General features: G+C 66.8%; 21 protein-coding genes and 1 pseudogene. 9 read left to right on the plus strand and 13 right to left on the minus strand.

Going from position 1 to position 21,438, the window contains the following annotated elements:
* Window positions 1–47: 47 nt before the first annotated feature.
* Window positions 48–1,841, minus strand: coding sequence for an aminopeptidase P family protein (locus NYR55_RS07485; protein ID WP_260020572.1), 1,794 nt, complete (start codon window positions 1,839–1,841; stop codon window positions 48–50).
* A gap of 154 nt (window positions 1,842–1,995) precedes the next feature.
* Here NYR55_RS07485 and NYR55_RS07490 point away from each other — a divergent pair, with 154 nt between their 5' ends.
* Both NYR55_RS07490 and NYR55_RS07495 read left to right on the plus strand, forming a co-directional pair.
* On the plus strand, window positions 1,996–4,053 hold the full coding sequence (locus tag NYR55_RS07490; protein WP_260021591.1) for a S9 family peptidase: 2,058 nt from the start codon (window positions 1,996–1,998) through the stop codon (window positions 4,051–4,053).
* Between the two features lie 150 nt (window positions 4,054–4,203).
* Window positions 4,204–5,583 (plus strand): PhoX family protein, encoded by a 1,380-nt coding sequence (locus NYR55_RS07495; RefSeq protein ID WP_260020574.1) that lies wholly within the window; start codon window positions 4,204–4,206, stop codon window positions 5,581–5,583.
* Window positions 5,584–5,697: 114 nt separating this feature from the next.
* Here the strand turns inward: NYR55_RS07495 and NYR55_RS07500 are convergent, their stop codons facing one another.
* The 5 genes from NYR55_RS07500 to NYR55_RS07520 all read right to left on the minus strand — a co-directional run bounded on the left by NYR55_RS07500 (window position 5,698) and on the right by NYR55_RS07520 (window position 11,532).
* Complete coding sequence (locus NYR55_RS07500; RefSeq protein ID WP_260020576.1) at window positions 5,698–6,015, minus strand: hypothetical protein; 318 nt, start codon at window positions 6,013–6,015, stop codon at window positions 5,698–5,700.
* A gap of 213 nt (window positions 6,016–6,228) precedes the next feature.
* Window positions 6,229–7,872: a DUF853 domain-containing protein gene (locus NYR55_RS07505; RefSeq protein ID WP_260020578.1), complete on the minus strand. Its 1,644-nt coding sequence runs from the start codon at window positions 7,870–7,872 to the stop codon at window positions 6,229–6,231.
* A gap of 58 nt (window positions 7,873–7,930) precedes the next feature.
* Window positions 7,931–9,448 carry a Do family serine endopeptidase gene (locus NYR55_RS07510; protein ID WP_260020580.1) on the minus strand — a complete coding sequence of 506 codons (1,518 nt, stop codon included), beginning with the start codon at window positions 9,446–9,448 and terminating at the stop codon, window positions 7,931–7,933.
* 96 nt (window positions 9,449–9,544) lie between these two features.
* Window positions 9,545–10,408, minus strand: a complete 864-nt coding sequence (locus tag NYR55_RS07515) for a protease modulator HflC (RefSeq protein ID WP_260020581.1) — start codon at window positions 10,406–10,408, stop codon at window positions 9,545–9,547.
* Window positions 10,405–11,532, minus strand: a complete 1,128-nt coding sequence (locus NYR55_RS07520; protein WP_260020582.1) for a protease modulator HflK — start codon at window positions 11,530–11,532, stop codon at window positions 10,405–10,407. The genes NYR55_RS07515 and NYR55_RS07520 overlap by 4 nt, the downstream gene beginning before the upstream one ends.
* Before the next feature lie 48 nt (window positions 11,533–11,580).
* Here NYR55_RS07520 and NYR55_RS07525 point away from each other — a divergent pair, with 48 nt between their 5' ends.
* Complete coding sequence (locus tag NYR55_RS07525) at window positions 11,581–12,570, plus strand: Mrp/NBP35 family ATP-binding protein (protein ID WP_260020583.1); 990 nt, start codon at window positions 11,581–11,583, stop codon at window positions 12,568–12,570.
* A gap of 3 nt (window positions 12,571–12,573) precedes the next feature.
* On the plus strand, window positions 12,574–13,008 hold the full coding sequence (locus NYR55_RS07530) for a CoA-binding protein (RefSeq protein ID WP_260020584.1): 435 nt from the start codon (window positions 12,574–12,576) through the stop codon (window positions 13,006–13,008).
* Window positions 13,009–13,014: 6 nt separating this feature from the next.
* Here NYR55_RS07530 and NYR55_RS07535 read toward each other — a convergent pair whose 3' ends face one another.
* Entirely contained in the window at window positions 13,015–13,653 is a 639-nt protein-coding gene (locus NYR55_RS07535; protein ID WP_260021592.1) for a DUF1109 domain-containing protein, read from the minus strand.
* Between the two features lie 2 nt (window positions 13,654–13,655).
* Window positions 13,656–14,180: a sigma-70 family RNA polymerase sigma factor gene (locus tag NYR55_RS07540; protein ID WP_260020585.1), complete on the minus strand. Its 525-nt coding sequence runs from the start codon at window positions 14,178–14,180 to the stop codon at window positions 13,656–13,658.
* 181 nt (window positions 14,181–14,361) lie between these two features.
* On the opposite strand from NYR55_RS07540, the gene NYR55_RS07545 reads away from it, so the two are divergent.
* Together NYR55_RS07545 and NYR55_RS07550 are read left to right on the plus strand one after the other, a co-directional pair.
* A complete protein-coding gene (locus NYR55_RS07545) occupies window positions 14,362–14,778 on the plus strand; it encodes a thioredoxin family protein (RefSeq protein ID WP_260020586.1) in 417 nt (138 codons plus the stop codon).
* A gap of 3 nt (window positions 14,779–14,781) precedes the next feature.
* Complete coding sequence (locus NYR55_RS07550) at window positions 14,782–15,507, plus strand: cytochrome c biogenesis protein CcdA (protein WP_260020587.1); 726 nt, start codon at window positions 14,782–14,784, stop codon at window positions 15,505–15,507.
* Here the strand turns inward: NYR55_RS07550 and NYR55_RS07555 are convergent.
* Complete coding sequence (locus tag NYR55_RS07555) at window positions 15,469–16,686, minus strand: phosphatidylserine/phosphatidylglycerophosphate/cardiolipin synthase family protein (protein ID WP_260020588.1); 1,218 nt, start codon at window positions 16,684–16,686, stop codon at window positions 15,469–15,471. The genes NYR55_RS07550 and NYR55_RS07555 overlap by 39 nt on opposite strands.
* Window positions 16,683–17,729, minus strand: a complete 1,047-nt coding sequence (recF, locus tag NYR55_RS07560; RefSeq protein WP_260020589.1) for a DNA replication/repair protein RecF — start codon at window positions 17,727–17,729, stop codon at window positions 16,683–16,685. The genes NYR55_RS07555 and recF overlap by 4 nt, the downstream gene beginning before the upstream one ends.
* Before the next feature lie 109 nt (window positions 17,730–17,838).
* Between recF and NYR55_RS07565 the strand changes: the two genes are divergently transcribed.
* Window positions 17,839–18,177 carry a hypothetical protein gene (locus tag NYR55_RS07565; protein WP_260020590.1) on the plus strand — a complete coding sequence of 113 codons (339 nt, stop codon included), beginning with the start codon at window positions 17,839–17,841 and terminating at the stop codon, window positions 18,175–18,177.
* Window positions 18,178–18,190: 13 nt separating this feature from the next.
* Here NYR55_RS07565 and map read toward each other — a convergent pair whose 3' ends face one another.
* The 3 genes from map to NYR55_RS07580 all read right to left on the minus strand — a co-directional run bounded on the left by map (window position 18,191) and on the right by NYR55_RS07580 (window position 20,052).
* Complete coding sequence (gene map, locus NYR55_RS07570) at window positions 18,191–18,967, minus strand: type I methionyl aminopeptidase (RefSeq protein ID WP_260021593.1); 777 nt, start codon at window positions 18,965–18,967, stop codon at window positions 18,191–18,193.
* A 1-nt stretch (window position 18,968) separates the two neighbouring features.
* A complete protein-coding gene (locus tag NYR55_RS07575) occupies window positions 18,969–19,175 on the minus strand; it encodes a ParD-like family protein (protein WP_260020591.1) in 207 nt (68 codons plus the stop codon).
* 70 nt (window positions 19,176–19,245) lie between these two features.
* The gene (locus NYR55_RS07580; RefSeq protein ID WP_347709658.1) at window positions 19,246–20,052 is read right to left on the minus strand and encodes a Coq4 family protein; all 807 of its coding nucleotides are present in this window, start codon (window positions 20,050–20,052) and stop codon (window positions 19,246–19,248) included.
* Window positions 20,053–20,217: 165 nt separating this feature from the next.
* Here NYR55_RS07580 and NYR55_RS07585 point away from each other — a divergent pair.
* Window positions 20,218–20,376: pseudogene (locus NYR55_RS07585) on the plus strand (IS1595 family transposase); the annotation flags it as partial.
* 199 nt (window positions 20,377–20,575) lie between these two features.
* Window positions 20,576–21,340, plus strand: a complete 765-nt coding sequence (locus tag NYR55_RS07590) for a DUF3800 domain-containing protein (RefSeq protein ID WP_260021595.1) — start codon at window positions 20,576–20,578, stop codon at window positions 21,338–21,340.
* Window positions 21,341–21,438: the final 98 nt, after the last annotated feature.

Consider the following 21,438-nt stretch of genomic DNA (forward strand, 5'->3'; position numbering starts at 1 on the left):
GCCGGGCCGCCCCCTTTCTCATGCCCGCCGCGCGGCGCACCCGGCGTTCAGATCGCGGCGCACTTTTCCGCCAACCACGCCCGGTCGGCATCGTCCAGCTGCGGCCCGATCCGCGCCAGCACCTCGGCATGATAGGCGTCGAGCCACGCCCGCTCCGCCACAGTCAGCAGCGCCGGTTCGATCAGCGTCCGCTCGATGGGCGCAAAGGTCAGCGTCTCGAACCCCAGCATCGCCTGTTCGCCGCCCGCGATCGAACGCGGCTCGACCAGCACCAGATTCTCGATGCGGATGCCATATTCGCCGGCCTTGTAATATCCCGGCTCGTTGGACAGGAACATGCCCGCACGCAGCGGCTCGGCCGGTCCGCCGCCCGGATAATTGGGCTTGGCGATCCGCTGCGGCCCTTCATGCACCGCCAGATAGGCGCCGACGCCGTGGCCGGTGCCATGCGCGAAATCCAGCCCCGCGTCCCACAGCGGTCGGCGCGCGAAACTGTCCAGCTGACCGCCCGTCGTCCCTTCCGGAAACACGGCGGTGGCGATGGCGATATGGCCCTGCAGCACGCGGGTGAACCGGTCGCGCATCTCCGCCGTCGGTTCGCCCACCGGCATCACGCGGGTCACATCGGTGGTGCCATCGGCATATTGCCCGCCCGAATCGACCAGATACAGCTGACCCGGCCGGATCGGCGCGTCGCTTTCCTCCGTCACCTTGTAATGCGGGCTGGCCCCGTGCGCGCCGGTGGCGGAAATGGTGTCGAAACTCGTGTCCTTCAGAACGCCGGTCGCCTGCCGGAACTCCAGCAGCTTCGCCGCCGCCGACAGCTCGGTCAGCGCGCCCTCAGGGGCCGTCTCCTCGAACCATTTCAGGAACCGGACCAGCGCCGCGCCGTCCCGCGCCTGTGCCGCTCGGTGGCCGTCGATCTCGGCCTGGTTCTTCACCGCCTTGGCCAGCACCACGGGATCGCGCGTCGCGATCACCCGCGCGCCGCCCGCCTCCAGCGCGTCGAATATGGCGGCCACGCAGAACCCCGGATCGGCGACCACCGCCTTGCCGGCAAATCCGCCCAGCGCCTCGGCAAAGGCCGCCCGGTCCCGCACCCGCACGCCATTGCCCAGATGGCGAAGGACCGCATCGTCCACCTTGTCCGGCGCGACGAACAGCTCGGCGGTGCCATCGGCATGAACGATGGAATAGGCGAGCGCGACCGGTGTATGCGCCACGTCGCGGCCGCGCACGTTCAGCGTCCAGGCAATCGAATCGAGCGCGGCAATCACCACCGCATCGGCCCCGCGATCGGTCAGCCAGTCGGCGATCCGCTGCCGCTTGGTGGCGGAACTTTCGCCCGCCAGCGCATCGTCATACGCCTCCAGCCGCTCGTCCGACGGCCGCGGCCGGTCGGCCCAGATCGCATCGATGGGATTGTCGGTAACGGGCACCAGCGTCGCGCCCCGCGCCGCCAGCGCATCGCGCGCCTCGCTCACCCAGGCGCGAGTATGCAGCCACGGGTCGTATCCGATCCGCGCGCCCTGCCCGGCATGGTCCTTCAGCCAGTCGGCGATGCTGGTATCCGGCACCTGCACATACTGGAAATGCTCGCCCGATACCTGCTCGCGCACCTGCAGCGTATAGCGCCCGTCGGTAAAGATCGCCGCTTCGGCCGGCAGCACCACGGCACTGCCCGCCGACCCCTGAAACCCGGTCAGCCAGGCAAGCCTTTGCGCATAATCGCCGACATATTCGCTCATATGCTCATCGGTCAGCGGCACGACGAAACCGTCCAGCGAAACGGCGGCGAGTTGGTCGCGGAGCGCCTTCAGGCGATCGGCGGTGGTGGACATGAGCAGGTTCCCGTTTAGAAGATGACGGGCCTAACATAGGCGGCCGGGCGTTGCACGGCCAGCGCCCAGACCGGAGCCATCCATGCGCCAGTTGTTGACCGGCATCGCCCTGATCTTCTCCGCCGCCACCCCTGCATCAGCCCAGAAAGTGACCATGACCGACGTAAAGCCGCCCGTCGCGCAGCAGCGCCCCTACAGCTACGAACGCCACGGTATCACGATCAGCGATCCGTACCACTGGCTGAAGGATCAGGGGTATCCGACCGTCGATGACGCGGATGTGCTGGCGTATCTCAAGGCTGAAAACGCGTATTTCGAGGCGCAGATGGCCCCGCACAAGGCGCTGGTCGACACGCTGTACGAGGAGATGAAGGGCCGCATCAAGGAAGACGACAGCTCCGTTCCGGCCAAGGACGGCGCCTATCTGTACTGGCGCGCGTTCGAGGAAGGGGCGCAGTATCGCAAATGGTGGCGCCGGCCGGTGGCGGGCGGTGCGGACGAACTGATCCTCGACGAACCGGCGCTTGCGACGGGCAAGGAATATTTCAGCCTGGGCGCGATCGAGGTTGCGCCCAACGACCGGCTGATGGCCTATGCCACCGACACCAACGGCTCCGAACGCTACACCGTCCGCATCCGCGACCTGTCCACCGGACAGGATCTGCCGGACGTCATTCCGGGCATGAAATCCGCCATCGTCTGGTCGGCCGATTCGTCGGGCTTCTTCTACGGCAACGCCAATGACAGCTGGCGGACCGACACGATCTTCTACCACCGCCTCGGCGACGATCCAAAGAATGACCGGGTGGTCTACAAGGAATCGGATGACGGGTTTCAGGCCGGCGTCGGCATGACCCACAGCCGCCGGTTCATCCTCATCGAAACCGGCGATCAGGTGACCAGCGAGATTCGCCTGATCCCGGTGGACAAGCCCGATGCCCAGCCGATCCTGGTCCGTGCGCGCCAGCCGGGGGTCAGCTATTCGGTGGAGGAGCATGACGGCACGCTGTTCATCCACACCAACGATACCGACACCCAGTTCCGCCTGGTCACCGCCAGCCTCGACAAGCCCGGCGAGTGGAAGGAACTGATCGCCCCGTCAAAGACCTTCTACATGACCGACGTCAGCACCTTTGCCGACTTCTTCGTGGTGGAGGGGCGCGAAAACGGCCTCGATCAGATTGATCTCCACCGCTATTCCGGCGGCGCGCCGACGCGGATCGCGTTTGACGAGGCAAGCTATGTCGCCGGCCTCGATGAAAACCCCGAATATGACGTCGACACGCTGCGCCTGAACTATCAGTCGATGGTCACGCCCGGCACGGTGATGAACTATCGCCTGTCGGACGGCGAAAAGACGGTGCTGAAGGTTCAGCAGATCCCGTCCGGCTATGACGCCAGCCAGTATGAAACCGAACGGCTGATGATCCCCGCCCGCGACGGGACGCAGGTGCCCGTGTCGATCGTCTATAAAAAGGGGTTCAAGCGCGACGGCAGCCAGCCGCTGCACCTCTATGCCTATGGCGCCTATGGCTATGCCATCCCGCCCGGCTTTTCGACCGGCCGGCTGTCCCTGCTCGATCGCGGCTTTGCCTATGCCATCGCGCATATCCGGGGCGGCGACGACCTTGGCTATCAATGGTATCTCGACGGCAAGCTGGAAAAGCGCACCAACACCTTCAACGACTTCGTCGATGTGGCGCGTGGCCTGATCGATCGCGGCTATACCTCGACGGGCAAGCTGACGGCTTCGGGCGGCTCGGCGGGCGGCGAACTGATGGGCGCGGTGGTCAATCAGGCGCCGGAACTGTTCGGCGCGGTCGCCGCGCACGTCCCCTTTGTCGATGTGCTCAACACCATGCAGGACGAAAGCCTGCCGCTCACCCCCGGCGAATGGCCGGAATGGGGCAACCCCATCACCGACAAGGCGGCGTTCGAACTGATCCGCAGCTACAGCCCCTATGACAATGTGACGGCAAAGGCGTATCCGCCGCTGCTGATCACCGGCGGCCTCAACGATCCGCGCGTCACCTATTGGGAACCGGCCAAATGGGCGGCAAAACTGCGCGCGACCAAGACGGACCAGAACGTCCTCCTGCTCAAGACCAACATGGGCGCTGGCCATGGCGGCAAGTCGGGCCGCTTCGAATCGCTGCGCGAGGATGCGGAGGAACAGGCATTCCTGCTGTGGCAGCTCGGCCTGACCAACTGACCCCCCTCACCCTTCCGCCGCGGTCGCGCCTCCCTCCCTCTCCCATCGGGAGGGGGAAGGGGCCCGCCGCCGAAGGGCGGTGGGAAGGGTCAGGGTGATCAGGGCTTTCCCGTCATCCTTTTGTCACTGTTTACGGCGATATCCACTCCCATGACCTTCACGCCCTCCCGCCGGCAGTTCGGGGCCGGCCTTGCCTCTCTGGCCTTTGCCGGCTTTGCCGCGCGTACCGGCCTTGCCCAGGATGTCCGCTATCGCAGCGAGGTGACGGGATACGGCCCCTTGGTCCGCGATCCCGCCGGGCTGCTCGATCTGCCGCAGGGCTTTTCCTATCGGGTGCTGTCCGAACTGGGCCAGCGGATGGACGACGGGTTTCGCGTGCCCGATGCCGCCGACGGCATGGGCCTTGTCCCGCTCGCCGCTGGCCGCGTCGCCCTGATCCGCAATCACGAGCTAAAGGACAGCGCGATCGAACGCGGCCCGACCGGCGGGGACAAGGCGCTGATCGACCGGCTGGCCCGCCTGTCCACCTATGACGGCACGCTGCCCGGCGGCACCTCCACCCTGATCGTCGACACCCGCACCAACCGGCTGGTCAGCCAGCATCTGAGCCTAGCCGGCACCGCCGTGAACTGTGCGGGCGGGGTCACCCCCTGGGGCAGCTGGATCAGCTGCGAGGAAACGGTGGCGCGCGCGGGCGGCGGGCGGACACGCGATCATGGCTGGGCGTTCGAGGTTCCGGCCAATGCGCGCGGCCTGTCCGACGCGGTGCCGCTGACGGGGCTTGGCCGCTTCAAGCATGAAGCCGCCGCCGTCGATCCACGCACCGGCATCGTCTATCTGACCGAGGATGAGCAGGAGGGGCTGTTCTACCGCTTCCTGCCCAATGTGCGCGGGCGGCTGTCCGCCGGCGGCCGGCTTCAGGCGATGGGCTTTGCCGATGCGCCCCAGGGCGGCGATGGCCGCAACTGGGCGGGATCGCGGCCTTGGACGCCGGGATCGTGGAAACGCGCGGTGTGGATCGATGTCGACGGGCCGGACAATCCCGATGGCGACCTGCGCCTGCGGATGCACAAGGCGGGTGCCGCCCGCATGGCCCGGCTCGAAGGGGTGCATTTCGGCAAGGACGAACTCTATTTCACCTGCACGTCGGGCGGCACACGCAAATGCGGCCAGATCATGCGCTATGTCCCCAGCCGCCACGAAGGCCAGCCGGGCGAGCGCGACGATCCGGGCATGATCCAGCTGTTCGTCGAATCGACCGACCCTTCCGTCCTCGATTTCGCCGACAACATCACCCTTGCGCCCTGGGGGCATCTGGTGGTGTGCGAGGACAAATATGTCGAAAACCCGATGGATTGCCTGCGCGGCATCACGCCAGAGGGCAAGGTCTATGCGCTGGCTCAGGTGCGGATCGACACCGAACCGGCCGGCGTCTGTTTCTCGCCCGATGGCCGGACGCTGTTCGTGAACATCTATTCCCCGGCCAAAACGCTGGCGATCACCGGTCCTTGGAACAGCTTTCGCGCATGACAAAACGGCCGCCCCTGCGGGGGGGCGGCCGTTCTTGCTGACGGGCCGGGTCGGCCGGGCGGATCAGTCGCCGCCCGCGCCCCGGTGTCGCGATGGAATGGCCGCGGCCAGATCCTACTCGACCGTCACCGTGCCACGCCGGAACAGGACGCCGCGCTCCGCCATTTCCTTGCGGAAATCGCCCTCGGCATCGGCAACCTCGCGCTCATATTCGGCATAGGCCTCGATCCGGTCCGAATCGCTGTCCGCACTGCGCAGGTCGTTTTGCAGCTCGCGCTTCGCCTCGGACAGGTCCGTCTGGTAATCCAGGTAATGCGAATTGCTGTCGCTGAAGATCGCGGCATGGCGGTCGCCCCGCTCATGCCCGCCCGCCAGTGCGGGAACCGAAATCAGCATCGTCGCCGTCGCAGCGGCGGTCATCAGACTCTTCATGGCGTGCTCCTTTCGCCGTTCGCTGAACTTTCTGATGGTCCAACGGCTGCCGACCGGATTCTCATCCACGCCCTGTCGTCAAAATCGGTCGCCCGCGGGCCGATGCGACCCGGAACGGGGATGGACGCCCCCGGCCGATCCCGGCTCACGCCGCCAGGTCGCCCCGACGGCCCCGAATCCGCACCAATCCCCGCGTTTAGCGCAGGCGCGCCGCTATCCCCGGAACAGCCCGCCCAGCACGCCGCGGACCAGCCCGCCGACGATCCCGCCGCTCTTGGACCGGGATGATCCGAAAATCGCCTTGGTCACCTCGTTCGCCACCTGCCGTCCCACGGTCGAACTGGCGGATCGCGTCGCGCTGGTGACGGCCTTGGTCCACGGGCTGTTCGCTGCCTCGCGTGCGGCGGCGCGCTCTGCCCGCTCCTGCTCCTTTGCCGCTGCGATGCGGGCGCGTTCCTGCTCCTTGGCGATTCGCGCCTCGACCTTGGCCCGCTCTGCCTCGGCCTTGTCGGCTTCCGCCTCGGCCTTGGCGGCGGCAGCGGCGGCCTTGGCCTCCGCCATCTTGGCATCCAGCAACTCGGCGGCCGATTCCCGGTCGATGGGCGTGTCATATTTGTCGCCGACCAGATCGACGGTCAGCATGATCGCCCGCTCCTTGGCATCCAGCGGCCCGACGCGCGACCGGGCCGGCGCGATCAGCGTGCGCGTCACCGGGCTGGGCGACCCGTCGGGCTGGAGAAGGGAGACGAGCGCCTCGCCGACCTTCAGCTCGGTAATCGCCGTTTCCACATCCACGCCGGGATTGGCGCGGAACGTCTCTGCCGCCGCCCGGATCGCCTTCTGCTCCTTGGGCGTAAAGGCGCGCAGCGCGTGCTGCACCCGGTTGCCCAGCTGGCCCGACACGCTGTCCGGCACGTCGATCGGGTTCTGCGTGACGAAATAGACGCCGACCCCCTTTGACCGGATCAGGCGCACGACCTGCTCGATCTTGTCAACGAGCGCATCCGGCGCATCGTCGAACAGCAGATGCGCCTCGTCAAAGAAGAAGACGAGCTTCGGCTTGTCGGGATCGCCCACCTCGGGCAGCGTCTCGAACAGTTCGGACAGCAGCCACAACAGGAACGTGGCATAGAGCCGCGGGGACGCCATCAGCTTGTCCGCGGCCAGGATATTGATGACGCCGCGCCCGGTGTCATCCACCTTCATGAAATCATTCAGGTCCAGCGCCGGTTCGCCAAAGAAATTGGCCCCGCCCTGCGACCGCAGCTGAAGCAGCTGGCGCTGGATCGCGCCCAGGCTCGCCTTGCTCACATTGCCATATTTGGTGGTCAGCTCGTCCGCCCGCTCCCCGCAATGGACCAGCATCGCCTGCAGATCGTCCAGGTCGATCAGCAGCAACCCTTCCTCGTCGGCCAGGGTGAAGGCGATGGTCAGAACGCCTTCCTGCGTTTCATTCAGGCCCATCAGCCGCGACAGCAGCAGCGGCCCCATCTCCGACACCGTCGCGCGAATCGGGTGCCCCTGTTCGCCGAACAGGTCCCAAAAGGTGACGGGATTGTCGGCATAGGCATAATCGGTGATGCCAATCTCCGCCGCGCGCGCGGTGAACGGCGCATGGGTCTTGGCGGTGGGCGATCCCGCCATCGCCATGCCGGACAGGTCGCCCTTAACGTCGGACACGAACACCGGCACGCCCGCCCGGCTCAGCCCCTCGGCCATGCCCTGCAACGTCACCGTCTTGCCCGTGCCCGTCGCGCCCGCGATCAACCCGTGGCGATTGGCGCGCTTCAGCACCAGCGATTGCGGATCCGCGCCCCCCGGCCCGGCCCCGATGAACAGAACACCCGCATCGCTCATGGCAAAACCCCTTCCCATCGGTGGATGGAAAGGGGTCTAGCGCGAATTTTCTGCTGCGTCAGCCGGACCAGCGGCCGATGTTCACCGCAATATATCCGGTCACGCCGCCGCGCCGCTGCACATACAGCAGCACGTTGTTGCGGCCCGCCGACTTGGCTTCGTTGACGATGCGGGTGATGTCCGCGGCAGAGGCGACGGGCGTGCGGTTGACCGTGACGATCAGGTCGCCGCGACGCAGGCCCTTGGACGCGGCATCGCTGGACGGGTCGGCAGAAACCACCACCACGCCCTTTGCCTCGACCGGAACGCCGATGCTGCGCGCGATCTGAGGCGTCAGCGGGGTGACGTTCAGGCCCAGCGACGCCGAACCGTCCTGCTGCGCGCCCTCGTCCGGCATCCCGCCCTGCTCGGCATCGGGATCGAACCCGGCGATCTGATCTTCGGGCGGACGGGTGCCGACCGTGGCGGTCAGCGTCTGGCGCTTGCCGTCGCGGATCAGCTCAAGCTGCACGCGCTCGCCCGGCTTCACCGCCGCGATCAGCGACGACAGGTTTTGCTCGGGCGTCACGTCCTTGCTGCCGACTTTGACGATCACGTCGCCCTGGCGAATGCCGGCCTTGTCGGCGGCCTCGCCCGGCTCGACCCGCTGGATCAGCTCGCCGCGATCCTTGGGCAGGCCCATGGCATCGGCGATGTCGGGGGTCAGCGGCTGGATACCGATGCCCAGATAGCCGCGCTGCACCGACTGGCCCTTCATCAGCGTCTGGACGATGGGGCTGGCCTGTTCCGCCGGAATGGCGAAACCGATGCCCACATTGCCGCCGGTCGGCGACAGGATCTGGCTGTTGATGCCGATCACATTGCCGCGCAGGTCGAACAGCGGGCCGCCGGAATTGCCCCGGTTGATCGACGCGTCCGTCTGGATGAACTTGTCGTAATTGCCCGCGCCGACGCGGTTGACGGCCGAAATGATACCGGCGGTCACCGATCCGCCCAGGCCGAACGGGTTGCCGATCGCCACGACCCAGTCACCGACCCGCGACTGGGTGGAATCGCCAAACCGGACGAACGGCAGGTTGGTGCCGTCGATCTTCAGCACCGCCAGGTCGGATGCCGGATCGCGGCCGACGACGCGCGCGGTATATTCCTTGCGGTCGTTCAGCGTGACGGTGATCGATTCGACCGCCGCGTTGCGATTGCCCTCGGCCGAAATGACGTGGTTGTTGGTGACGACATACCCGTCGGCGGAAATAATGAATCCCGATCCCAGCGACTGCGCCTCGCGCGTCACCGGGCGGCCGCCCTGCCCGCCGCCGAACAGGTCGGCGAACGGCGTGCCGGCGAACGGGTTGGCGTTCACCTGCACCCGCTGGGTGGTGGAAATGTTGACGACCGCCGGCTGCAGCCGGGCGACCATGTCGGCAAAGCTCATCGGGGCGCCGGCCGCGGGGGCCTGGGCCTGGATTGCGCCGGGTTCGTTCTGGGCGGTTTGCGCGCCGACCGGGCTCTGCATGGCGAGCGTCGCGGCCGCGCCGCCCAGCAACAGGGCAGAAGTGATGGCGTATGTGTAACGCACGGTTCGCTATTCCTCTCAATTGGACCGGTCTGGGGAACCGGTCACTGTACGGTTAAGCCAATCGTCGCTGAACGGCGATTGAATATGAACGGTTCGTCAGCGTTGGCCGCGGCCCTCGAACTGGCGAAGATACTCGTTGTCGGGCGACAGGATGATCGCCGTCTCGCCGCTGGTGGTGTTGCCGTCCGCGCCGAACGTGCGGCGATAGGACTGCATGGCCCGCCAGAAGTCATAGAATTGCGCATCCTTGCCGAACGACTGGGCATAGATTTGCGCGGCCTGCGCCTCGGCCTCGGCCCGCACGATCTGCGCCTGCTTGAACCCCTGCGCCTCGATGGTGCGGGCTTCCTGCTGGCGGGCGGACCGCATCCGGTTGAGCGCGCTGTCCAGCGGGCTGCCGCTCGGCAGTTCCGCCTGCTTGATGCGCACGTCCACGATCTCCGCACCGAACTGGCGTGCCTGCCGGTTCAGCGCGACCTGGATATTCTCCATCACCTGACCCCGTTCGGGGCTCAGCAGCGTGGCAAAGGGCCGCTTGGACAATTCGTTGCGCAGCGACGAGGCAAGGATGGTGCGCAGCTGCTGCCGCGCGCCATCCTCGGTCCGCACGGAAACCACCATCTGCAACGGATCGACGATGCGGAACCGGGCAAAGGCATCGACCTGAAGCCGCAGCTGATCGATCGACAGCACGGGCTGGTTGTCGAGGTCGATCGACAGGACGCGCTTGTCGACCCACACAACCCGGTCAAGGAACGGCATCCGCAAAAAGATACCCGCGCCGGTCGCGCCCAGCGGCTGTCCCTCGCGATAGGGGTTCACGACGCCCACCGGCCGCTGCAGCCGCAGGATCACGGCCTGCTTGGATTCGGGAACGACCGCGACCGATCCGAACAGCAGCACCGCGGCCAGCACCAAAAGGATGCCGATGGCGACGGGATTGCGATACCAGGCGGTCATTGTGCGCCTCCCTGCGGCTGGGCAGGCTGGGCCGGGGCCGCAGCGGGAGCCGGGTTCTGCGCCTCTGGCGGCGGGTTGTTCTGCCGCCCCTTCACCGCGGGCAGCGGCAGGTAGGGCGCGACGCCCGGCGTCTCGACGATCGTCTTGTTCGATCGCGCCAGCACTTCCTCCATCGTCTCGTAATAGATGCGGCGACGCGTCACTTCGGGCGCGGCGCGATACTGTTCGTAAATCTTGTCGAACTGCGCGGCATCGCCCTGGGCGCGGGCAATCACCTGCTGGGCATAGGCGCGGGCGTTGTTGACATTGGCCTGCGCCTGCTGCTGCGATGCGGTCACTTCCTTGAACGCGTCATCAACCGCCGCCGGGGCAGTCGCCTGATTGACGGCAACGCCCAGCACTTCGACGCCCGACCGATATTCGTCCAGCATCGCCTGCATCCGGTTCTGCACATCGACCTCGATCGCGCCACGACCGTCACCGATCGCCTGGTTCAACGAGACATTGGCGATCGCCGCGCGCATCGCGCTTTCCGCCGCCGCCTTCACCGTGCCCTCGGCATCCGCGATCTGGAAGGTGAAGTTCTCGGCGCTCTTGATGCGCCAGCGGACGGTATAGGTCACATCGACGATGTTCTGGTCGCCGGTCAGCATCAGGTTCTCGGCCGTGCCTTCGGGAAAGCGTTCCTCGCGCACCCGGTCCACGTCCACCGTCTCGACCAGCATGATCGGCGCCGGCGCCGTCACCTGCACCCCGGGGGTCAGCGTCTCGTAATATTTGCCGAACAGCGTGACCACGCCGCGCTCCTGCGGCCCGATCGAATGCAGGCTGGTGAACACGACATACAGGCCCAGCACCAGCGCAGCGATCAGGACCCAGATATTGCGGGTGATCGTCACTGGCAGTTTCGGGCCGCCCCCGCCGCCGCGCGTCCGCTTCAGGAACTCGTCGAGCGAGCTTGCATTGCCGCGCGGGCGTCCGCCGCCGGGCGGGGGGCTCCACGGATTGCGGGGAGGCTCGCCGCCGGAACCGCCGCTTCCGCCGCCATTTCCGCCCCACGGGCTCTTGCCGCCGTCATTGTTGAGGATTCCGAAGCGCGGCTTCCAGCCGAAAATGGTCTTCATTCCTCCTTTATAGGCAGGCTTGCGGCGAATTACAGTGGCAACACGCACATGACCGACTATCTGCTCGCCGACATGACCGACACCGCTGCGCTTTCCGCCCTGATCGCCCCCCTAGCCGCCGGCCGGGCCACCGTCCGGATCGACGGCGCGCGGGCGAACATCGTCCTCGACGTCACCGGGCTGGATCCCGCCACGCGCGATGCGCTGGCCGCCGATGTCCGCGCCGCCGCGCTGGGAGCGCCGGGCATCGACGATGTGCGCGTGCTGCAAACCGCAGAACGCGTGAACCGCCGCCTCATCGCCGTGGCCAGCGGCAAGGGCGGGGTCGGCAAATCCACCGTTTCGGCCAATCTTGCCATCGCGCTGCATCGGGCGGGGCATCGCATCGGCCTGATCGATGCCGACATCTATGGCCCGTCCCAGCCCCGGCTGATGGGCGTGGACGGCATCAAGCCGCAGGCGCGCGACAAGACGCTGATCCCCGTTCCCACCCCCTATGGCGTGCCCCTCCTTTCGATGGGCCAGCTGGTGGCAGAGGGGCAGGCGATCGCCTGGCGCGGGCCGATGGCGGGCGGCGCGCTGGGTCAGCTGGCCGATGGCGACTGGGCGGGCACCGACACGCTGATCCTCGACCTGCCGCCCGGAACCGGCGATGTTCAGCTGACGATGATCCAGAAGCACCGCCCGGCCGGCGCGGTGATCGTCTCCACGCCGCAGGATCTGGCGCTGATCGACGCGACCCGCGCGATCGACCTGTTCAACAAGGCGAATGTGCCGATCATCGGCTTGGTCGAAAACATGGCCGGCTATGCCTGCCCGGCCTGCGGCGACGTGTCGGACCCCTTCGGCTCTGGCGGGGCACAGGCGGCGGCAGAGCGGCTGGGCATCCCGTTCCTTGGCCGCATCCCCCTGACGCTCGCCATCCGCACCGGCTCCGATGCGGGCCAGCCCCCGGCCGCCGGAACCGGGGCGGAGGGCGCGGTGTTTCACCAACTGGCCGCCCGTGTCAGCGACTGGCTGGCCCAGCAGGGGAAATGAACCATGCCGATCACCGATGATGCGGGAAAAAAGGCGCTGCTCGACGGCGTCACCACGATTGCGCTGGTCGGCGCGTCGAACAAGCCGGATCGCGCCGCCTATGGCGTGATGGGCGCGCTCATCGACTGGGGCTGGCACGTCATCCCGGTCAATCCCGGCCTGGCGGGCCAGACGATCCATGATCAGCCGGTCGTCGCCAGCCTGGCGGACATTGCCGGGCCGGTCGACATGGTCGAAATCTTTCGCAACGCCGAAGCCGCCGGCGCGGTGGTGGACGAAGCCATCGCCATCGGCGCGAAATCGGTGTGGATGCAGCTGGGCGTCGTGAATGACGAAGCCGCCGCCCGGGCCGAGGCGGCGGGACTGGCCGTGGTCATGGACGATTGCCCGATGCGCGCCGTCCCCCGCGCCGGAGTGACCGTCCCCAACCGCCGCTGACCGCCCCTACCACCGGATCAGCCGGGGCACCGCGATCCGCCCGGCGACCGCGCTCGCCGTCACCGCCGCGCCGTACCAGATCGCGATGTAATGCACCGAGTTCTCGCCGCAGTGCAGGCTATAGGCCAGCGTGCCGAACGCACCCGCCGCCAGCCCGGTCAGCCATCCCGCCCGCGCCGGATTGACCACCGCTCCCTGCCTCAGCCACAGGATCATCGCCGTGCCGATGGCCAGTGCACCCGACAGGCTCAGCCTCAGGCAGTCGCGCGCCGCGCCGTTCATCACCGCTTCCATCGGCACCCGGCCCTCGTCGATCATGCCGATGATGCTGGCCAGCGGGAACAGCAGCGCCGCCGCCAGCATCCACATCCATCCGCGCTGCGCGCCTCCGATCGCCGGCCGCGCCATCGCCGTCACTGCCTTCAGCGTGGCAAGGCCCAGCAGCAACAGCGTGCCCGACCGCAGCACGACGATGGGCAGCGGCCGCATCGCCGCGATATCGGCCCGGATGCCGCTGGTCAGCGCGATGATCACCGCCACGGCGGCCGCCAGCATCAGCCCCAGCATCATCCCCTGCCCCGGCCGCATCCGCCGGACGGGGGTCAGCCCGTCGACCAGTGTCTCGATGTTCAACGCCTCACGCATCGTCACTCGCTCTCGATCAGTATGGCGAGCCGTTTCAGCCCGCGATGGATGTTCACCTTGACCAGCGGCACGGACTGGCCCGCCTGTTCGGCGGCCTCCGCGACCGACAGGCCGTCGATCTTGACCAGCCGGATCGCCAGCGCCTGGCCGGGGGGCAGCATCGCCAGCAACCGGTCGATGCCGATCGCGGCCATCACCGCCTCCTCATGGTCCGCCACCGACAGGTCGGCGGGCAATTCGGTTTCGTCGGCGCGATAGCTGCGCCGCAACTGATCGACCCAGCGATAGCGCGCGATCGCAGCCAGCCACGGCAGATACGGGCGCGCCGGGTCGTATGTCGCCCGCTTGCGGTGCACGGACATCAGCGTCTCCTGCACCAGGTCGTCGAGCAGCGCGGGCGCGATCCGCCGCGCGAAATACCGCTCCAGCCAGCGCTGGCTGGCCATCAGCACATCCCGATACGCTGCCTTGTCGCCGCCCTGCGCCAGCGCCATCAGCCGCGCCAGCGTCTCGTCATCGGCGGTCATCGGTATTCCATGGTCCGTATTCGATCAGTCGCACGCCATTCGGCCGCATCGCCGGATCGGTTACAGCGCCGGGGGAAACGGCCTGTTTCCATCCCGTGCCGGTAACTTTCCGCGAATCCCGACCGAACTGCCGGTCAGCGCACCCGGATGGCGGGATGACGCACCCGTCCGGAGACAGAAGATGAAAGCCCCTCTGATCGCCGCCGCGCTTGGCGTGGCGGGTACCGCCGCACTGCCTGCGCTGTTCGCCTCGCCCGTCGCTGCAGCCCCGGCGGTTGCGCCCCGCCCCTTTACCCAGGCCGCGTTCGATGCGGCAAAGCGCGCGGGCAAGCCGATCCTGATCGACGTTCATGCCCCCTGGTGCCCCGTCTGCGCTGCACAGCAAAAGGTGATCGCCTCCGTCACTGCCGATCCCCGCTACAAGGATCTCGTGATCCTGCGCGTCGATTATGACACGCAGAAACCGGTGTGGAAGGCATTGGGCGCGCAAAAGCAATCGACCCTGATCGGCTATCGCGGTGCCAGCGAAACCGGTCGCCTCGCCTATACCGCCGACCCGGAAAAAGTCCGCGCCGTCATCGCCGGCACGGTGGGCTGATCGATGGCAAGCGGCCTTAATCCCCTGCTCGGCTATGCGGCGGGCGCACTCACGATCCTGTCGCCCTGCGTCCTCCCGCTGGTGCCCATCGTGCTGGGCGGCGCGGCACAGGCCGGGCGGCTGGGGCCGCTTGCGCTGGCCGGCGGGCTGGTCGTCTCGTTCACCGGCACCGGCTTCCTGCTGGCGACGGCAGGCGTATCGGCCGGGCTGGACGGCGATCTGTTCCGCCTGTCCGGCGCGCTGATGCTGGCGCTGTTCGGCCTGTTCCTGCTCGTGCCCCGTGCCCAGGCTGTGCTGGCGACGGCGGCCGGGCCGCTTTCCGGCTGGGCAAGCGATCGACAGGCGGGCCTTGAACAGCGGGGCCTTGCCGGACAGGCGGCGATCGGCGTGCTGCTCGGCCTGGTCTGGAGCCCCTGCGTCGGCCCAACGCTTGGCGCGGCAACCCTGCTTGCGGCGCAGGGGGACAGCCTTGGCGCGGTCGCGGCCGTCATGTTCGCCTTCGGTCTCGGCATCGCCAGCGTGCTCGTCCTCATCGCCGTTGCCGGGCAAAGCGTCATGGCGCGCTGGCGCGGGCGGCTGATGGGGGCGGGTTCCGGTGGCCGCCGCGTGCTCGGCTGGCTGCTGCTCGGCGTCGGGCTGGCGATCCTGACCGGCCTCGACAAGGCGCTCGAATCGGCGATCATCGCGATCTCACCCGACTGGCTGATCGCCGCCTCCTCCTCGATCTGAGCGGGACAGGCGGGCGCGCGTGCGCTCGCCCCACCCGACCAGCCGCCGCGACACGATGGGGTCCAGCACGCTCATCCCGAAATAGGCGATGGCCTGCCCGATCCGGCGGGGCAGCGTGGATCGCGCCTTGTGCATCGCCGCCGTCACCTCCGCCGAATCGGCAACCTCACCGTCGATATAGGCGCGGACATGGGCGGCAAACGCCGCATCCTCGATGCGCAGCATCACCTCAAGGTTCAGGAACAGGCTGCGGAAATCGAAATTGGCCGATCCGATATGCACCGCATCGTCGATGACCAGCAATTTGGTGTGCAGCTTGGTCCGCCGATATTCAAAGATCCGCACCCCCCGCCGCAGCAGCCCGGCATAGGTAAAGCGCGACGCCCAGATCGCGGCCCAGTTGTCGGTGACGGACGGCAGGACGATGCGGACCCGGCCCCGCCTGCCCGCCTTGCCCAGCCGTCGCAGCATCCCCGGACCCGGCGCGAAATAGGCCGCGATCATGTCCACCCGCCTTGCCCGCCGCATCCCGCGTTTCACCATCCGCGCCCAGGGGGACAGCCGCCGCGTCGGCCCGCCCATCAGCCAGCGGACCGCCCCCTGCGGCTCGCTCCAGTCGGCCAGCAGCCGGTTCAGCGCCCGGATCGGCGCACGCGGCCGGGCGGTCCATTCGGCGAGCCCCGCGAAATAATCGGCCAGCCGCGCCGCCGCCGGCCCCTCGACCCACAGGCCCAGGTCGCGCCACGCGCCCTTGTCGGCCAGCCCGAAATAATCCGCCTTGATGTTGAACCCGCCGACGATCACCCGCGCCCGGTCGGCAATCGCGAACTTCTGATGATTGCGCAGCAGGTATTTGCGGCCCAGCTTGGGGATGAACAACCGAACCACGCCGCCCGCCGCGATCAGCGGGCGAAAGAAATCACGGTCCGCTGCCGGATCGCTGCCCAGGCCATCGACGATCAGCGTCACGGCCACGCCCCGCCCGGCCGCGCGCACCATCGCGTTCAGCACCGCCGCGCCCGCATCGTCCGGCTCGTAAATGTAATACAGCACGTCCAGCCGCTCGCTGGCCCCATCGATCAGGTCGATCAGCGCGGCATAGCGGCGCGGGCCGGTATCCAGCAGGCGCAGCCGATGCCCCGCCACCACGAACTCCGGCTGCTCCGGCGGCTCGGTCATCCCCCGATCCGCACCCAGCTTGCCTGATCGCCCAGCATGGCGAATGGCGCGGTTTCCGTCCCCGTCATCCACACCTGCCCCCGCCCGGCCAGCCGCTCGAACAAAGCGGCGCGCGCATGGGGGTCCAGGTGCGCCGCCACCTCGTCCAGCAACAGAACCGGCGGCGCGCCCCGCCGTTCCTCGACCAGCGCGGCATGGCCCAGCATGATCGACAGCAGCAGCGCCTTTTGCTCGCCGGTCGAACAATTCGCCGCCGCCTGCCCCTTGCCCAGATGGGTGACGGAAAGGTCGACCCGGTGCGGCCCCTCGATCGCGCGGCCCGCCGCCGCATCGCGCGCCCGCCCGCGCCGCAGGATCGCGGCCAGGTCCGCTTGGCTGTCCCATCCCTCCAGCACCGCCGACATCGCCGGAAACCGGTCGGCCGGTGCCTCAGCCAGCCGCTCGCCCAGCATCGCCACCGTCGCTGTCCGCGCCGCGTGAACCGCCCGGCCATGCTCGGCCATCCGCGCCTCCAGCGCATCCAGCCATTGCGGATCGGCCGGCCGCTCGTCCGCCAGCAACCGCCCGCGCTGGCGCATCGCCGCCTCGTACCGCGTCACCTCCGTCCCGTGGCGCGGGGCCAGCGCCAGCGTCAGCCGGTCCAGAAACCGCCGCCGCTCCGATGCCGCCTCGACGAACAACCGGTCCATCGCCGGGGTCAGCCACAGGACGCTCAGCCATTCGGCCAGCGCGGCGGCGGGCGCATTGGCCCCGTTCACGCGCACGATCCGGCGTTCGGGCGCACTGGCCGCCGTGCCGGTGCCGACCCGCGTCCCGCCATCCAGTTCGGCGGTCACCGCGAAATTGCCCGGCCCCCCGTCGCGCGCCATGGCGGACAGCGCGGCCCGGCGCAGCCCCCGGCCGGGCGCAAACAGGCTCACCGCCTCCAGCACATTGGTCTTGCCCGCGCCATTGTCGCCGGTCAGCACGACGAACCCGGCACCGGGATCCAGGTCCAGCGCGGCATGATTGCGAAAATCGGTCAGGGTCAGGCGGGACAGCACGGGGGGCAGCGTTACGCCTCGTTCATTTCATCGGGAACCCCAAACGCATCAGCGCGCTTTTCATTTCCCCGGCGCATCGACTAAAGCTGCGCCGACAGGAGAACTTCGCATGATCCGCACCGCCCTGATCCTCGCCACCCTGACGCTGGCCGCCTGCTCGCCTCAGACGCCGCAGGAGAAACAGGCCGATCAGCTGCGCGACGAGGCTGCGGCCCGTGCCGAATCGGTGATGGCAGAGGCGGGCAACGTCACCGCCGGCATGGAAAGCCAGGCAGAGGCGCTGATGAACGAGGCAGGGCAGATGGGCACGTACGAGGCCAAGCGGCTTCAGGTCCGCGCCGACGCCCTGAAGCGCGAGGCCGATGTCGTCACTGAACAGGCAGAAGCAAAGGCCCGCGCGATCAAGGCAGAGGGCGAGGCAAAGGCAAGCGCAATTCTGGCGCAGTAACGGCTTCGGGTCGCTACGCCGCGGCCTTCGCCACCCGCTCGTCCTTGCGCAGCGTCAGCACCTCGGCTCCGGTGCGCGTCACCGCTACCGTGTGCTCGAACTGTGCCGACAGCCGGTCGTCGTCGGTCACCACCGTCCAGCCATCTCCCAGTGTCGAGACGCGCCGCGTCCCCTGATTGATCATCGGCTCGACGGTGAACACCATGCCCTCGCGCAGCATCATGCCGGTGCCGGGCCGCCCGAAATTCAGCACCGATGGTTCCTCGTGCATCTCCCGCCCGATGCCGTGGCCGCAATAGTCGCGCACTACCGAATAACCGTGCTTCTTCGCGTGCCGTTCGATGGCATGGCCGATATCGCCCAGATGCGCGCCCGCGCGCACCGCGCCGATCCCCTTCCACATCGCTTCCTGCGCCACCTGCACCAGCCGCCGGGCGTGCGGCGCGACATTGCCGACCATGTATGTCTTGCTGGAATCGGCGATGAACCCGTTCTTTTCCAGCGTGATGTCCAGATTGACGATATCGCCATCGCGGATGATCGTCGCCGCATCGGGGACGCCGTGGCACACCACATTGTTCACCGAGCTGTTGAGGACATAGGCAAAGCCATACTGCCCCTTGCTCGCCGGTCGCGCCTGCAACTCCTCGACGATGAACCGCTCGACCCGGTCGTTGATCGCCAGGGTGGACAGGCCGGTCAGGTCGATCCCGTCCAGCATCTCGAACACCTGCGCCAGCAACCGGCCCGATATCCGCATCAGCTCCAGTTCGGCGGGCGTCTTGATCAGATCAGGCGACACGGGCGTGATCCGGCTCGATCCGCGCCCGCTGCATCTCCATCTGCACGATCTCGGTAAAACTCATCGCGGGATTGGCCTCGGCCAGCATCCCGATCTTCATCCAGAATTCGGCCTGCGCGTTGATCGACCGGCACATGACTGCGCTCGCCCGTCGCACCGCCTCGTGCAGTTCGTCCTCGATCTTTACGATGCCCATGCGCCGCCATCCTCCATGAATATACGAACCATATACGATCCGTATATTCCGGGGTCAATCGTGCCGGGGTTCAGATGCCCTGAATGCCCTGTTCGCGAAGCCGCGCCTGCGCTGCCTTGTACTTCACCGGCTCGGCGATGTTCAGGCGGCGGCGCGCGGCGTCCAGCGGCTCGGCCAGCAGCGCCTCATAATCCTCGCCATGCAGCCAGGATGCGCGCTTGCCGTTGCGATATCCCTCGATCACCGCCGCCGCGAAATGCCGCTCGCCCGTGACCTTCAGGCTCTTGAGCGCCGCCGCCACGCCGATCGCGGCCCAGCCCAGCCCGCCGGTCTGAGCATAGGAGAACGCGACCAGGCACGCCTCGCCCAGATGCTCCTCGGCGGTGTATCCGGTCAGCACGTGCCAGATGTCGTGAATGTCGCGCTCGCGCCGCCCCATCCATGCAACGGGATGCTCGATCGACTGCCAGCCCTCGTTGTCGGCCACCGAAATCTCCGCCAGCCCCTTGGCCGAAAATCCGGTGCGGTCCAGAAACGCGCGGTAATGCGCGCCCACCGTCCCTTCGGGCAGCGCGTCCAGCCATGCCCGGTCGCAAAACCGCTCGGACAGCTCGGTCCGGTGATAGGCCAGCCGCCCGCCCTGGGGGTGCGCCAGCATCCGGCGGTAATTGCGCAGCGTCACATCGCCGTTCAGCGCCCGCATGATGCGGAACACCTGCACCGTATCGTCGCCATTCGCCAACAGCGCGCGCGTCGCGGTCCATGCCGCCCGCCAGTTGCGCCGCATCGGCACGCCCGGATTGTGCTGCGGCTGCGCTGCCTCGACGCCGGGGGCCGGGGCGGGGTCAATACGGATCAATTCAGCCTGGGTCGCCATCGCCACCTTCCTACTTACACCAGTGTTAATAGTCTGTGTGCACTGCGGAATCAAGAGGGGGTGCGCCATCCCCTTCGTCATGCCGGACTTGTTCCGGCATCCAGCGTGCATCGGCGTCCAAACCTCACAGCGGTGCCCTTGACCCCGCCACAAGGCCGGGGTGACGGACGATCGCATCTCAAGCGCTATTTGGCTGAATTCGATTTCCGCTGCACGAACCGCGTTGCCCTTGGCGTGAATGACGACAGCCGCGCTGAAATCGCGCTGCGTAGAATTGCTGGCAAGCGCCTCACCTATCGGCGGATTGGTCCAGGCACAGCCTAAGCATCCGCCGCTGGGCAGAAATCGACAGAGACAGGCGAAATAAGACCTATGGAATACAAACCGCCTTGGGAGCAGCAATCAGGCTAGCCATGCTTCCTTTCAAAACGGTGGCTCGCTTGACTCTTTCCGCTTGTCGTGCGGCTTTGAAGGCGTGTTCAACATCTTGCGAAGTACGTCGTCTTCGTTCTTGGTATCGGCCATGTCAGTTCCGCCTTCGAACTTTACAGCTTTCATTGATGAAAGCGGATGCTCCGGAAACAGGTTTGGCGAAGGCTCTAGCCAATTTTTGGCTATGACGGCAGTCATTGTGCGCGATGATTGGCTAGGCCAGGCCACTAGCATTTTTAGAGAGTGCCGCGATGCAGCTAGCAGCGACCGGCGCTATCAAAAGTTTTCCAGAGAATCAGATAAAAATCGGTTTCTTCTGAGTCAGCAGCTTGGGCGAGCGAAGGTTGCTACTGTGTTCGTCGCGGCTCACAAGCCATCCATGGGCGGTACATACATCCGCGATAATCATTCAAACGAATACAACTATCTCTTGAAGATGCTGGTCGAAAGGGTGTCGTGGGCTGTGCGCGATGCTAAAACGCTGCCAGATCGAGCAAATGGCCCTTGCAAATTGGTGCTCTCCGAGCAGCGAATGTATCCATATCCAGAGATGTTCGATTATTTCCGCCGTCTTCGTCGGTGTGCACACAACTGTAGCGCTGAATGGTCCGCGATTTCTAATGATGATCCCATCGTGACCAAACACGAGGATGAAACGCCTGTCCATTTAGCTGACATTGCAGCGTCATCATTTGCAATGGCTATCGAACCGAAAATGTTTGGTATGACCGACGACCGCTTTTTGAGAAATCTATCTGCCACCATCTACACGCGATACGGCAAGCGCTTCGGGCTGAAATTATTCCCTGACGAATCTATGCGCGAAACCGCGCAGAGGCTTAACAAGCTTTTGTGATAGACTATCTGCCCGCCCTCAGTGTCCGCACTCTAGCTGGGCCACATCATCGGGCGGGCAGTGCCTGATTAGTCCGTCGCGAACAGACTTTCACTGAC

Origin of the sequence: Sphingomonas sp. BGYR3 (genome assembly GCF_025153455.1) — a bacterium.
Taxonomy (GTDB): Bacteria; Pseudomonadota; Alphaproteobacteria; order Sphingomonadales; family Sphingomonadaceae; genus Sphingomonas.